At 52.6% G+C, this 13840-nt stretch carries 12 protein-coding genes; 3 read left to right on the forward strand and 9 right to left on the reverse strand.

Annotation, left to right across the window (positions count from 1 at the left end; genetic code table 11):
- Positions 1 to 72: 72 nt before the first annotated feature.
- Complete coding sequence (locus BD749_RS11065) at positions 73 to 1173, reverse strand: Glu/Leu/Phe/Val family dehydrogenase (protein WP_101444389.1); 1101 nt, start codon at positions 1171 to 1173, stop codon at positions 73 to 75.
- Between the two features lie 150 nt (positions 1174 to 1323).
- On the opposite strand from BD749_RS11065, the gene BD749_RS11070 reads away from it, so the two are divergent.
- Together BD749_RS11070 and BD749_RS11075 are read left to right on the forward strand one after the other, a co-directional pair.
- Positions 1324 to 3108 (forward strand): ABC transporter ATP-binding protein, encoded by a 1785-nt coding sequence (locus tag BD749_RS11070; protein ID WP_101444390.1) that lies wholly within the window; start codon positions 1324 to 1326, stop codon positions 3106 to 3108.
- A gap of 137 nt (positions 3109 to 3245) precedes the next feature.
- Complete coding sequence (locus tag BD749_RS11075; RefSeq protein ID WP_101444391.1) at positions 3246 to 3665, forward strand: hypothetical protein; 420 nt, start codon at positions 3246 to 3248, stop codon at positions 3663 to 3665.
- A gap of 134 nt (positions 3666 to 3799) precedes the next feature.
- Here the strand turns inward: BD749_RS11075 and BD749_RS11080 are convergent, their stop codons facing one another.
- The 7 genes from BD749_RS11080 to BD749_RS11110 all read right to left on the reverse strand — a co-directional run bounded on the left by BD749_RS11080 (position 3800) and on the right by BD749_RS11110 (position 11748).
- Positions 3800 to 4411, reverse strand: coding sequence for a TetR/AcrR family transcriptional regulator (locus tag BD749_RS11080; RefSeq protein ID WP_101444392.1), 612 nt, complete (start codon positions 4409 to 4411; stop codon positions 3800 to 3802).
- 72 nt (positions 4412 to 4483) lie between these two features.
- A complete protein-coding gene (locus BD749_RS11085) occupies positions 4484 to 5005 on the reverse strand; it encodes a GyrI-like domain-containing protein (protein WP_101444393.1) in 522 nt (173 codons plus the stop codon).
- Positions 5002 to 6771 (reverse strand): ABC transporter ATP-binding protein, encoded by a 1770-nt coding sequence (locus tag BD749_RS11090; RefSeq protein WP_101444394.1) that lies wholly within the window; start codon positions 6769 to 6771, stop codon positions 5002 to 5004. Before BD749_RS11090 ends, BD749_RS11085 begins: the two co-directional genes overlap by 4 nt.
- Before the next feature lie 914 nt (positions 6772 to 7685).
- On the reverse strand, positions 7686 to 8993 hold the full coding sequence (locus tag BD749_RS11095; protein WP_101444395.1) for a cystathionine gamma-synthase family protein: 1308 nt from the start codon (positions 8991 to 8993) through the stop codon (positions 7686 to 7688).
- A gap of 1 nt (position 8994) precedes the next feature.
- Positions 8995 to 9762, reverse strand: coding sequence for a tRNA pseudouridine(38-40) synthase TruA (gene truA / locus BD749_RS11100; protein ID WP_101444396.1), 768 nt, complete (start codon positions 9760 to 9762; stop codon positions 8995 to 8997).
- Positions 9763 to 9834: 72 nt separating this feature from the next.
- Entirely contained in the window at positions 9835 to 10374 is a 540-nt protein-coding gene (locus BD749_RS11105; protein ID WP_101444397.1) for a GAF domain-containing protein, read from the reverse strand.
- Positions 10375 to 10548: 174 nt separating this feature from the next.
- Positions 10549 to 11748 (reverse strand): acetyl-CoA C-acyltransferase, encoded by a 1200-nt coding sequence (locus BD749_RS11110; RefSeq protein ID WP_101444398.1) that lies wholly within the window; start codon positions 11746 to 11748, stop codon positions 10549 to 10551.
- Positions 11749 to 11812: 64 nt separating this feature from the next.
- On the opposite strand from BD749_RS11110, the gene BD749_RS11115 reads away from it, so the two are divergent.
- Complete coding sequence (locus tag BD749_RS11115) at positions 11813 to 12310, forward strand: DUF4293 domain-containing protein (RefSeq protein WP_101444399.1); 498 nt, start codon at positions 11813 to 11815, stop codon at positions 12308 to 12310.
- A gap of 152 nt (positions 12311 to 12462) precedes the next feature.
- On the opposite strand, the gene BD749_RS11120 is transcribed toward BD749_RS11115, so the two are convergent.
- On the reverse strand, positions 12463 to 13800 hold the full coding sequence (locus BD749_RS11120; protein ID WP_101444400.1) for a PepSY-associated TM helix domain-containing protein: 1338 nt from the start codon (positions 13798 to 13800) through the stop codon (positions 12463 to 12465).
- Positions 13801 to 13840 lie beyond the last annotated feature (40 nt).

A 13840-nucleotide genomic window follows, 5' to 3' on the forward strand; every position in this document is an offset into this window, starting at 1 on the left:
AACTGTAGTAAAACAAAAGTGCCACAGGTTAATGCAGCACTTTTGTTTTGAATATTGTCAGAAAGGCTAGGCTTAGTAAGTAGACTTTACTTTGCCGATGCTGTGGATGCGCTGCTCAGCCATTTTGGTAGCGGCCAACTGCGTATGGATGCCTTCTTTCTCGGCCAGGTCGAAGATGTCGAGGGTATAGCCGTAGATACGTTCTGTCTGGGCGTAGGCGCTTTCGCGGTTGTAGCCTTGCAGCTCAGAGTACACGTTGATCAGACCACCTGCATTGATGAGGAAGTCTGGCGCGTACAGGATGCCTTTTTTCACAAGCTCAGATCCGTGCAGTGTTTCGTCGCGCAGCTGGTTGTTGGCAGAACCTGCGATAACGCGGCACTTCAGACGGTTGATGGTGTCGCTGTTCACGGTGCCACCTAACGCGCAAGGAGAGTAGATGTCCACATCCAGGTCATAGATCTCGTCCATACCTACCACCTTGGCTTTGTATTTAGAAGAGATGTCGCGTAGACGGTCTTCGTAGATGTCGGTGATGAAGACCTGGGCGTTCTCTTTGGCCAGCAGCTCAACCAGGTAACCACCTACATGGCCCACACCCTGCACTGAGATTTTCTTGCCTTCGAGCGAGTCAGAGCCGTAAGCTCTCTTCGCCGCCGCTTTCATACCCATGTAAGTACCGTAGGCTGTCACAGGAGACGGGTCGCCGCTGCCACCCATTGCCTCAGGCAGACCAGCCACGTGGTCAGTCTCCATCTTGATGTACTCCATGTCCTTTGTGGTCGTTCCAACGTCCTCAGCAGTAATGTAGGCACCATTCAGGTTCTTCACGAAGCGGCCATAGCGGCGCATCAGCGCTTCGCTCTTGTCTTTTTTGGCATCGCCGATGATCACGGCTTTACCACCACCCAGGTTCAGGCCTGAGATAGCGGCTTTATAAGTCATACCTCTTGAAAGACGCAGCACATCATCCAACGCCTCGGCCTCGGAAGCATACGACCACATACGGGTACCGCCCAGTGCCGGGCCAAGTACAGTATTGTGGATACCGATAATAGCTTTCAGTCCAGTTTCGTGGTCATGGCAGAAAACTACTTTCTCATGGTTATACTCCGATATCTGACCGAAGACTGATTTGTCTTTCTTCAGTTCAACTTCTTTTAGTTCGACCATTTATGATTTTGATTAAGGGTTATTCTATCTTTGTAGAAGCGGGACAACAGACACCCCGTTTTTCGTGCTGCAAAATTAATTCTTTTTTTGATTAATTCAATTTGTAGGCCATAACTCTACGTAAAAGCCTCTGAGTTCCATATTCTTGCTGTGAAATCACTACGCTACCTTAACAAGTACCTGTTCAAGTATAAATACCGCCTCCTGTGGGGTGTGGTGTTTATTATCATCTCCAACTTTTTCCAGATTCTGCCTGCCCAGGTGGTGCGCCACGCCTTTAACCTGATCAAGGAAGGCATTAACCTGCACAACCTGTTCGAGGGCATGGCCCAGCAGGAGGCGGTGTACGACACCTTCGCCAGCAGCATCCTGGTCTATGGGGTGATCATCCTGGTGATGGCGCTCCTGCGGGGACTTTTCCTATTCTTTGTGCGGCAAACCATTATTGTGATGAGCCGTCTGATCGAGAACGACCTCAAGAACGAGATCTACGAGCACTACCAGAGCCTGCCGCTGAGCTTTTACCGTAAAAACAACACAGGCGACCTGATGTCGCGCATCTCGGAGGACGTAAGCCGGGTGCGCATGTACCTGGGTCCGGCCATTATGTACGGCATCAACCTGATTATCCTGTTTTTGATGGTGATTCCCTACATGCTGTCGGTGAACGTGAAGCTCACGCTCTATACCCTGATCCCACTACCGATCCTGGCCATCAGCATCTACTATGTCAATAACATCATCGAGCGCAAGTCCGACGAGATACAGCGCAGCCTGTCAGGTATAACCACGTTTGTGCAGGAGGCTTTTTCAGGTATACGGGTACTCAAATCCTTCGTGCGCGAAGACGACTCGCACAACAATTTTACCAGGGCCAGCAACAACTACAAAGACAAGTCGCTGGACCTCAACTTCGTGAACTCGCTCTTCTTCCCATTAGTGCTGTTTCTGGTGGGCCTGAGCACGATCATCACGGTATACATCGGCGGTCAGGAAGTGATAAACGGCAGTATCACGGCAGGCAACATCGCTGAGTTCATCATTTACGTGAACATGCTCACCTGGCCGGTGACCTCGCTCGGCTGGACGGCCAGTCTTGTGCAGCGAGCCGCCGCTTCACAGGCCCGCATCAACGAGTTCCTCAACACCAAAACCGACATCATTTCCCGTGAGAATATCAGCCGACAGATACAGGGCGACATCGTGTTCGAGAACGTGGACTTCGTATACCCCGACACGGGTATACATGCCCTGAAAAACGTGTCCTTCGACATCAAGCACGGCGAAACACTGGCGGTGATTGGCAACACCGGCTCCGGCAAGAGCACCATCGCCAACCTGCTTCCGCGCATGTACGACGTGACGGGCGGGCGCATTTTGATAGACGGGGTGGATGTGCGCGATTATAACCTGGAAAGCCTCCGCAGCCAGATAGGCTATGTACCGCAAGACGTGTTCCTCTTCTCAGACTCTATCCGCAACAACATCGGCTTTGGTCTGCCGAGCATTACCGAGGAGCAAATGGTGCAGTCGGCCAAAGACGCAGACGTATACGAAAACATCATGCGCTTCCCGGAGCAATTCGAAACCAAGCTGGGCGAGCGCGGCATCACACTTTCAGGCGGACAGAAACAGCGCGTGTCCATTGCCAGGGCACTGGTGCGGGAGCCTAGCATCCTGATCTTAGACGACTCGCTTTCGGCGGTGGATACGAAAACGGAAAACGCCATTCTCAATAGCCTGCGCCGCATCATGGCCAACCGCACTTCCATCATCATTTCGCACCGGGTGTCGTCGGTAAAGCTAGCGGACAAGATTCTGGTGCTGGAAGATGGGGAGATCGTGCAGCATGGCACGCACGAGGAACTGATACAACAGCAAGGCTTGTACAAGGTGCTTTATGAAAGGCAGTTGCAGGCCGAGGACTCACAGTAGCAACATACCGTCTTGCCATTTTCGGACTGAAAACCAATTGCTTAGCAGACAAGCATTTAGCCTGAGGGGAATTTTTTGATCCAGAAACTGTTATAGGTACGTATAGAAAGTTTACATGACCTCAAAAATCTCTATCTATGGCTATTGACATACAGCAAATCGGCAAAAGGTTCCGTTTTTATACCAGCATCAAGGAGTTGGAAATGCCGCAGCTCATCGAGATGACGGGCAGCGACGAGGCGGTACTTTCGAATATACTTTCAGGAAAAAACTACCTGCTCGATGAGTTGGTGGGAATCGTGAAGAATTTCCAGGACCTGAACACGCAATGGCTCATTTATGGGGAAGGCAGTATGTTTAAGCCCATGGACGAGGATGGCACTTGCAAAGACAATCACAAAGGTTGTCTCAAGAAGGACAAAGCCGCCTACCTGAAACAGATGCAGAACATGCTCATCGAGCTCGATGCTGCCGAAGTAGCCAAAGGGCACCACGCCGATGTGGAAGCTCTTAAAGCCAAGCTGGAGGCCTATAAAGCCAGCCACCCGCAGGGGTAGATTCCTGAACCTACGGGCATGTTGCTGCCCACCTCTTGCACCTCATTTTTGATAACCTTTCGCCTGATCAGGCCAGATATACGCATGCCCCCTGCGAGCAAATCGCCGGGGGCATGTTGCGTTTGGGGGGCTGGCTATACCTTCACCCGTATACCTTCCAGAATCAGGTTCACGGTATACAGTACCTCGCGTTCTATTCTTTCAAAGTCGATGGAGGGCAGGTTATGGAACTGGGCGCGCTGGAACTCTTCGAACTGGATCAGGTCTTTGACAACCATAATGGAATAACCCACCCGATCGGCTTCGCACCCGATGAATGAGCCGTTGGCTATACCTTCCTTGATGACGGAAGCGTAGAAATTTGTCTCTTTGGCGCGCGACTCTTTGAAGAGCTCCTGGAACATAGTACGCGTCTCGATCAGCACCTGGATGGAGATGGTGTGTTGCGTCACTATTTCCTGGTAATAGCGGAGAGAGGAACGGATGTAACGCAAGAGGCGCTCGCGGGGGTCTTTTTCCTGCTCGGCAATTTTTTTGATACGGTACAGGCTGTCTTTCCACTCCTGCGAGAAAGCTTCAATGAAGAGCACCTCCTTGCTTTTGTAGTAGTAGTAGAGCGTAGGCTTTTTGAGGCCAATGGCATGGGCAATATCGTCGAGTGTGGCTTTGCTGTAGCCCAGCTTGCCGAACACCGACTTGGCTGCCTCCAGTATCAGCTCTTTCTTTGCCTCTGCCTTTTTACCCAATTTGCTTTTTGCTATCGTTCCACGGGGAAATCTCCTCGTCATCAAATATAGAGAGATATTCTATACCTGCAACTACTCCTTTATCGGAACCTCCACTATACCCTGGTGGTCTTCCGGGAACCACTCTACATAGAAAGTCTCCAGCTCCAGGTTTTGCTCTTTGGAATAGTCAAAAACAGCTTCGTAAAGTTTGTTCGGAGCGAGCATGTAGTGGGCGCTTACTTCACCCCGCAAGGCCCTACGACCACCGGGCACAACCCGCAGTTCGTAATCGGCGGGCAGCTGAGCAGCGCTATCAGGTATAATTACCCCAATAAAGGCATCCAGGCTATCAGCTCGTCCCTCGGGGTTGTTATAGTAGATGTTGCCCAGCATCCCTTCCAGTTCCTTCTTATCCAGCACCTCAGCGGCTCTCCGGAAAGCGTCGTTGATGCCCTTGTCGTTCACTGAGCCGCGGAAGGCGCGGCCGGCCACATAGAGTTGTGTTGAGTTTGTTTCTGATACTTTAGCTGAGCTGAAACCTCCTAAATAGGCATAAAAAGCCGCTACGATAAAGGAGAGGACCAGCATCACTAACAAGAATTTCTTGTTCATAGATCAATCATGTTTTTGTACTGCATGTGGTAGAGTTGCGCATAGTAACCGTCGCGGCGCAGTAATTCCTCGTGGTTACCAATTTCTTTTATCTCGCCGCGGTCCATCACAATAATCTTGTCCGCCTTTTGGATGGTAGACAGACGGTGGGCAATGACGATGGACGTACGCCCGTGCATGAGCTGGTCGATGGCGTACTGGATCAGTTCTTCGGTTTCGGAGTCGACGCTGGAAGTGGCCTCGTCGAGGATGATGATCTCGGGGTTGTAGACCATGGCCCGCACAAAGGAGATCAGCTGGCGCTGGCCCACGGAAAGCGTGGCACCGCGCTCCATTACCTGGTAATGCAGCCCGCCAGGCAGTCGCTCGATGAACTTGCGGGCGCCCACCAGGTCGGCGGCGCGCCACATCTGTTCTTCGGTGATGGCCTTGTTGCCCAGACTGATGTTGTCGGCGATAGTGCCCGAGAAGAGGAACACGTCCTGCAACACTACGCCAATATGGTGGCGCAGCACGCTCAGGTCATATTCTTTGATGTCGTGGCCATCAATCAGAATCTGGCCGCTGTTGATTTCGTAGAAGCGGTTAAGCAGGTTGATAACCGAGGTCTTGCCTGCCCCCGTGGCTCCCACGAAAGCGACTGATTCACCCGCTTTCACATCCAGCGAAATATTGCGCAGCACCCAGTCCTCGTCTTTGTAGGCAAACCACACATCCTTGAACGCCACATTGCCTTTAATCTTTTCGGGTTTGTAAGCTCCGTTATCAGGAATCATTTCTTTGCTGTCGAGGAGGCGCATGAGGCGCTCGGTGCTTACCACACCCAGTTGCAGGGTGTTGAAGCGGTCGGCAATCATGCGAATCGGGCGGAAGAACATCTGGATGTAGAGGATAAAGGCCATCAGCGTACCCAACGACACCTCATTGTCAATCACCCCGTGGGCGCCATACCACACGAGCAAGCCCAGGCCCGCCGCACCGATAATCTCGGCCACAGGGAAGTATACTGAGTAGTAAAGAACAGAACGCACATTGGCGCGGGTATGCTCTTTGTTGATTTCCTTGAACTTATCCAGCTCACGCTTCTCGTTGTTGAAGATCTGCACGATGCTCATGCCCGTGATATGCTCCTGCACAAAGGAATTGAGCCGCGCCACGGCCGTACGCACGTCCTGGAACGTGTCTTTTATCTTCTCCTTGAAAATGTAGGTACTGATGAGCATTATCGGGAAGGTGGACAAACTCACCAGCGCCAGCTCCCAATCGATGTAGAACATGAAGCCGAGGATGAACACCAACTGCAGAATGTCGCCAATCATGGCAGCCAGCCCCTCACTAAACACGTCGGAAAGCGTTTCCACATCCGATACGTTACGGGTCACGAGCGTACCGATGGGCGTGCGGTCGAAGAACTTGAGGCGCAGGTTGAGAATGTGGCGGTAGAGCTGCACCCGAATGTCGCGCACGACGTGCTGCCCCAGCCAACCCGCGAAATAGGTATGGAGGTACTGCACGATGGCATGCCCCACAAGGAGCACCGCCAGTATCACGAACATCTTGTTCAGACCTTCCCAGTCGTTCTGCAGAATCTCGTTGTCGACAGTATACTGAATCAGGAAAGGACGCACCGCGGCAAGTATAGCCGAGGCAAAGGTCAGGAACACGATGAAGTAAAAGATACGGATGTATGGCTTCACAAAGGTGAAAAGCCGCCGTATGACGTCCGCATCGAATACCTTGCCTGTATTTTGTGGTTTATCTTCCAAGTTTGATTAATCAAGTTTTGTTTGTTTTCGGGGGGTGGGGTTCCGTGAGGTTTGCACTGTCCCCTGCCCTCATTTTTGTCTGAATCTTCACATAGGGCCCCTACCCAAGGATTTACAGGATTTAAAGATTGACAGGATTATCGCAAACGATTATCCTGCCCCTACCCCTAGGGGCCATCCTGTCGATGCTAGTTCTAAGGTATAGCTCTGTCGTTACTACTAAATGCACGATTAACATCCCCCTACCCCCTTCGAAGGGGGACTTGCCGTACCTGCTATTTTGCAGGTATGGTTTCATCGTTTCCGAAATTCGTTTGCTATACCTAGTCCAACCACCCCTAACCCCTCCTTATCTAAGGCGGGGAACCCTTAGCTGCCGAGCGCATAGGTATAGCTTCGTCGGTTCTGCTAAAGACCACATAGACCACTGGCACGCATTGCCAAGTAACTCGCACGGAACTACGCTAGGTATAGCGGTGCCATGTGCACCAAAATGACTATCCACTGTCTGAGCGTTCAGCGAGTTTGGATAGTCTTGACTTTTTTGCCTACTTTTTGTGTCAAGACAAAAAGTAGGTGCCCGCCGCACAGGCGAAAAAGCAGCCCGCCTGGCCAAGGCAAGCTATGCAATAACACAGCAGCTATACTTAAAACTAAAACCGTTAGCCCTGACAATAGGCCAGAGACCCCACCATAGTAGACAGAGCGAGGACACCCGCGCCATTAACATAAAGCCGTTGCAATCCCAGATATACGCATCCCCTTCACTAACCGCTTGCAAAGTTAATGGTTTTTGCATCAGGATATTCGGGATTTATCACGCATCATTGTCAAAACAAGAGTAAGTCCCAAACTACAAAAAAAGCCCTCCCCTGTTTTTAGGGAAGGGCTTTAGAAAAAATGCATGTTTATACCTATACCTCCGCTTCCACAGGTATGGTAACTTTCTCGAGCGCTTGTGCAATGTCGGAGATAATATCCTCAGGGTGCTCCACACCTACCGAGATACGAATCATGCCCTCGCCTATGCCCATCACGGCGCGGTCGGCCAGGCAGATATCGGAGTGCGTCATAGAGGCAGGGTGCTCGGCCAGCGACTCGGTACCGCCCAGGCTCACGGCCAGTTTGATAAGTTTTAGGTTGTTGAGGAAGGTGAAGGCCTCTTTCTCGCCGCCTTTGATGTCGAACGAAATCATGGAGCCTGCCGCTTTGCACTGCTTGTCGTAAATGGCCTGTTGCTGCGGATTGTCCTGCAGGTAGCCGAGGAAGTAAATTTTCTCCACTTTCGGGTGCTCTTTCAGGTAGGCTGCCACTACTTCGGCGCCGCGAGCCTGGCACTCCATGCGTATTTTCAGCGTCTCGAGGCTTCGCATCAGCATCCAGCCTGTCCACGGACTCGCCATAGAGCCCATGAAGGTACGCATGCCTTTTACTTGCTTCATCAGGTCGGCAGGACCAGCGCAAGCACCTGCAATCAGGTCGGAGTGACCACCGATGTACTTGGTGGCAGAGTATAAAACGAGGTCGGCGCCGTGCTTGAGCGGGTGCGAGAACACGGGCCCCAGGAAGGTGTTGTCTACGGCTACGACTACTTTTTTATCGGCTGTCGAGTGCTTTTGGGCCAGTGCGGCGCAAGCCTCAATGTCGACCAGGTGGTTGGTTGGGTTGGCTGGGGTTTCCAGGTATACCATCGCCAGTTTATCAGCCATACCTGATTCCTCGAGCATTTGCGCTACTTCCTCCATTGGGGTGTTGGCACGAAAGCCCATACTTTGCACACCGAACTTCGGCAGAATGTTTTTGATATAGTAGTCAGAACCACCGTAGATGGGCTCGCTATGCAGAATCAGGTCGCCCGGCTTGAGCAAGGCCAGAAGCGTGGTACTGATGGCGGCCATACCGCTGGCGAAAACCGCTGCGTCTTCGGCGCCGTCCCAGAAGCGGAGGCGGTTCTCGAGGATTTCGAGGTCGGGGTTGTTGAGGCGGCTGTAGATGAGGCCCAGCTGCTCTTCGGCGTGCTTCTCGCGCAGGCCATACGCTAGTTCGAAAAATGCTTTGCCCTCTTCCGCGTTCTTAAAAACGAAGGTAGAAGTCTGATAAATCGGCGCCTTCACAGCCATTTCTGACCATTCGGGGTTGTAGCCGTAGCTCATCATCAAGCTTTCGGGGCGCAGGTGTTTGCCGTTCAAATGGGGACCGTTCTGGTCTTCTGGTAATTGCATGCTATAAAGGGTTTGTTTTGGGTATTGCCTTGAAAATATGGTCTGGGTAACTCACCTTGGCCAGGTATAGCCCCTCGGAGGGTGCTGCCCCGCTGGCCTGGCTGCGGTCCTGACTGGCAATCAATTGCTCAAAGTCGGCTACGGAGAGCTTGCCGCGGCCCACGTCCAGCAAAGTGCCTACCACCAGTCGCACCATACCCCGCAAGAAGCGGTTGGCACGAATCGTAAAAATCAGCTCGTCGCCTTGCTGGCGCCATGCGGCCTCGTAGATGTTGCAGCGGTAGTGCTTGGTATCGCCTTTCACTTTGCTAAAGGTCGTAAAATCCTCGTAACGAAGCAAAACAGCGGCCGCCTCATTCATCTTCTCCACATCCACAGAACGCGGCAGGTAGGTGGCGTAGTATCGCTTAAAAGGGTCTTTGACTAAGGTGATGTGGTAGTGATAGGTGCGCTCAAACGCGTCGAAACGAGCATGGGCCTCGTCGGTAACGAGGTAGAGGCTCTTGGCCACAATGTCGTCGGGCAAGAGGCGGTTGAAGCGGTAGACCATGTGCTCGGTGTCCAGTTCCGGCGCCACATCGAAGTGCACGAACTGCTGACTCGCATGCACACCCGTGTCGGTGCGGCCGCTGCCTGTCGTACTGATGGACTGCCGCAGCACTTTGCTCAAACAATCCTCCAGTACCTCTTGCACCGAAAGGGCGTTGGGCTGTGTCTGCCAGCCATGGAAACGGGTGCCGTCGTAGGCGATTTCTAGGAAGTAGCGCATACGACAAAGATAAAAAAATAAACCCGCAGCCTTTGGGGGACTGCGGGTTTAAAATGTTCGGAATAAATTAAGTTAAGCGGCAGGGTCTTCCACCACCTTTTTTCGAAGGTAGCGCAGTTCTATTTCGTCCATCACGATGGCCGCCAACTGGCTCAGCACTTTCTGGTCGGCATCCGAAAAATCGCGTGGCTGCTTGTCCACGATGCAAAGCGTGCCCAGGTTGTAGCCATCGGTAGTCTTTAAGGGTGCGCCCGCATAAAAACGGAGTCCGAAGTTACCCGTCACCAAAGGGTTTGCCAGCAAACAAGGCTCGTTAACCGCGTCTGGAAACACAGTGGGGCCATCGTTCAGAATAGCCAGCGAACACAGGCTAATGCCTCGGCTCACATTCTCCACGCCTTCCATACCTACGTTAGCCTTAAACCACACCCGCTCAGAGTCTACCAGGGCCACCAGGGCGATAGGTACATTGAACATGCGTGCAGCCATGGCCGCAATGTGATTGAATGCACCCTCGGGAGGCGTATCCAGTATGTCGTATTCCTGCAGTTTCAGCAGTCTTTCCTCGTCGTTCTGAGGAATCAGGTCCACCCCAATAAAGGTGTTTTTCATAAGTTACAGGTCAAAGTCTCTTCCCACGCTAAACGTGTAGACTATAACCTACCGAAGCGGTGAAGCGTTCCCGTTTATTTGCTTTGCGCAGCAATTACTGACTCTCAGAATTCCCACCAAGCTATACCTTGCTAACCATCAGCAGATTAGACAGGTATAGCGCCCCCAAATTTTCTACAGCTTTTCGTAAATCACGGCTGCTCCCTGGCCCACACCTACGCACATGGTAGCCAAGCCGTAGCGTACGTTGTCGCGGCGCTTCATTTCGTGCAGCAAAGTGGCTGAGATACGGGTGCCGCTGGCACCTAGTGGGTGACCGATGGCAATAGAGCCGCCATTTACGTTCACGATGTCGGGGTTGATGCCGAGCTCCTGCACGCAAGGTATAGCCTGCGCCGCAAAGGCCTCGTTTATCTCCGCCAAGCCGATATCGTTGATGGTGAGGCCTGCCCGTTTAAGTGCTTTTTGGGTAGCGGGCACTGGTCCCATACCCATGAAAGCGGGCTCTACGCCTGCCACCGCCGCCGATACAATGCGGGCCATCGGTTTCAAATCAAAGCGCTTCACTATTTCCTCACTCACGATGATAGAGGCCGCCGCACCGTCGTTTATACCTGAGGCGTTACCCGCTGTCACAGTGCCGCCTTTCTTGAAGGCTGCTCCCAGTGCGCCAAGTTTTTCCACCGAAGATAGGCGTGGGTGCTCGTCGGTGTCGAATAGAATAGGGTCGCCTTTGCGCTGTGGCACGGGCACAGGTATAATCTCGTCGTTGAACTTGCCTGTCTCGGCGGCTGCCTTGTATTTGAGCTGTGAGCTGTGGGCAAATTCGTCCTGGGCTTCACGTGAAACACCATAGCGCCCGGCCACGTTCTCGGCGGTTTCGCCCATGCTATACGGGTAGTGCAACGACGACAACTGATTGTTCACGAAGCGCCAGCCAATGGTGGTGTCGTAGATTTCGGCCGTGCGGGCAAAGGCTGTTTCGGCTTTGGCCATCACGAAAGGGGCGCGTGTCATGCTTTCCACACCGCCCGCCAGGTATACAGCACCGTCGCCGCTCTTTATGGCACGGCCTGCGTCGATGATGGACTGCAGACCAGAGGCGCACAGACGGTTGACGGTTACGCCGCCAATTTCGTGCGGCAGCCCCGCCAACAGCAGGGCCATGCGGGCCACGTTGCGGTTGTCTTCACCTGCCTGATTGGCAGCGCCCAGCACCACGTCTTCAATCAGGCTCGGGTCTAGCTGCGGATTGCGGGCCATTAACTCCTTGAGGATAAAGGCGGCCAGGTCGTCGGGACGTACGCTGCTGAGGGCGCCCGTATACTTTCCGACAGGGGTTCTAACGATATCTATTATATAAGCTGTGCTCATCAATTTTTGTTTTACAGGTCTTTGTCTAATTTTGCAACGCTTTGCAAGTTAAATCAACCCCTTTATGATACAAAGAATTCAAACCGTATTTCTGGCGCTCATCGTGATTGCTATGGTCTCGTTGCTGTTTTTGCCGCTGTGGTCTAAAGTAGATGCCACTACTGGCGAGGAAGTGGTGCTGACTGCCTGGAACTTGTTTTTCCAGACTGTGAACGCTGAAGGCGAGGCCGTGCAGGCTGGCGCACAGACAGGCACCAGCACTATTGCGATTGCCATTCTGGCTATTATAGCGGCGGGTGTGGCACTGTACGAGATTTTCCAGTACAAGAGCCGCATCACCCAGATGAAGTTCGGCCTGATTAACTCTCTGGTCCTGATCGCACTGTTCGGCACTTCCTTTTACTATGCCAACTATGTAGGCAACTCCTTGGCCGCAGGCAACGAGGGTAATTACGAAGCTGGTTTCTACATGCCTATTCTGGCGCTGCTGCTCAATGCGCTGGCTAACCGCTTCATTAAAAAAGACGAGGACCTGGTTCGCTCTGTCGACAGACTGCGCTAAGGTATAGCAACCCGTAACAGAAAAGGCTTCTCTTAACCGGAGAAGCCTTTTCTGTTTTAGCACCATGTATGTCATTTCGAATTTCAGTGAGAAATCTGAGTTTATATGTGGTGACCCAGATTTCTCGTTCCACTCAAGATGACCAGACTGTTTTAAACCGCCGCTGATTTTCTCGCCACAGGTATAGCGCCCTTCTTTGATTTCTTGCGCAGCTTGTTTATCCAGATGATGGTACCTGTTACCGGTAAGCTGGTGGCCACAAGGCAGGCAAGGAAGTAGAGTATCTTCGAGAAAGTGCCGTACACGTTGCCCACGTGCAACGGCTTGATGGACGACGTGATTTTCTCGTTGAACGGCTTGTCGGCAAATATCTCCGCCTTCAGCACCTGCCCGCTGTACTGGTCCAGCTGCACTTTGTCGGATGCTGCCGGCGCGAAAAAGCCGACTTTGTTTTTGCTGATGGAAACAGTAGCAGCTGAATCCGTTGAAAAAGAAATGCGGTAGTCCCCTTTATAAGGCAGCGCGGCATCGGCCGATTTAAGGTAGTCAGCGATCGTAAGCGTTGTGGCTTGCGTTAGATCAGTTGACACTTTTGAGAAGAGCGGCTCTTCCTTGCGGTCCTTTTGTGGCGTTACGCCCAATACCTTAAAGAAGCCTTCTTTGTACCACTCAAAAGACCAGGTCAGGCCCGTGAGCGACATCACCAGCAACAGGAAAGACGAGTAAAAGCCAAGCGAGTTGTGCAGGTCGTGGTTCACGCGTTTCCAGTTGCCGCTCCACTTTATTTTGAGGCCCTGTCGCCAGTTTTTCACTTTCTGCGGGAACCAGATCACCAGGCCACTGAGCACGATCAGGGTGAAGATGACGGTTGCCCAGCCCACGATCGGACGGCCTACTTCGGTGTCGAGCAGGAGCCAGCGGTGCAGACGGAACATGGTCATGAAAAATTCGGAGGTCGGGCTATCGGTCGTGCCGATCACTTCCGCTGTGTAAGGGTTCACGAGGTAGTTGGTACCCCGGTCGCGGCCACCACCGCCTCCTTTGCCGCCAGGCCCTCCAACCGGTCCGCCCTTATCAGCCGCACCTTCCGGACCTTTTTTGCCTTCATCGCCTTTTTCACCGGAGCCTTTGCCACTACCCTTTCCTTCACCACCAGGGCCTTTTCCTTCCCCGCCCTTGTCCATTTTCACGTTCACGGTGTAGGTGCGGTTGGGGTCGGCAGGTATGGTAATGGCACTCACTTTGCCCCCCGTCTCGGCTGCCACCTTTGCCATGATTGCTTCCGCTGTCATGGGTTCAACTCCCGCATCTAACTGCACGGTAAACTTTTCGGGTTCCATAAATTCCTGCACCTCCGTGTTAAAGGTATAGATCGTGCCGCTCAGGCAGACCACAAACAGGATCAGGCCGCTTGCAATGCCCATCCACAGGTGGAGGTCATTGAACAGCTTGCGCACCTTTTGCCAAGTCGATTTTTGTTTTTGTGTCATGGTGGTGATGTTTAGCTAAAAATCCCTCCCTTGCATTTTC

The organism is Pontibacter ramchanderi, from assembly GCF_002846395.1.
GTDB classification, from domain to species: Bacteria; Bacteroidota; Bacteroidia; order Cytophagales; family Hymenobacteraceae; genus Pontibacter; species Pontibacter ramchanderi.

Coding starts and splice junctions, on each gene's coding strand:
- BD749_RS11065 (WP_101444389.1), bottom strand. CDS start 1,173: ATGGTCGAACTAAAAGAAGTTGAACTGAAGAAAGACAAATCAGTCTTC.
- BD749_RS11075 (WP_101444391.1), top strand. CDS start 3,246: ATGGCTATTGACATACAGCAAATCGGCAAAAGGTTCCGTTTTTATACC.
- BD749_RS11085 (WP_101444393.1), bottom strand. CDS start 5,005: ATGAACAAGAAATTCTTGTTAGTGATGCTGGTCCTCTCCTTTATCGTA.
- BD749_RS11095 (WP_101444395.1), bottom strand. CDS start 8,993: ATGCAATTACCAGAAGACCAGAACGGTCCCCATTTGAACGGCAAACAC.
- truA (WP_101444396.1), bottom strand. CDS start 9,762: ATGCGCTACTTCCTAGAAATCGCCTACGACGGCACCCGTTTCCATGGC.
- BD749_RS11105 (WP_101444397.1), bottom strand. CDS start 10,374: ATGAAAAACACCTTTATTGGGGTGGACCTGATTCCTCAGAACGACGAG.
- BD749_RS11110 (WP_101444398.1), bottom strand. CDS start 11,748: ATGAGCACAGCTTATATAATAGATATCGTTAGAACCCCTGTCGGAAAG.
- BD749_RS11115 (WP_101444399.1), top strand. CDS start 11,813: ATGATACAAAGAATTCAAACCGTATTTCTGGCGCTCATCGTGATTGCT.
- BD749_RS11120 (WP_101444400.1), bottom strand. CDS start 13,800: ATGACACAAAAACAAAAATCGACTTGGCAAAAGGTGCGCAAGCTGTTC.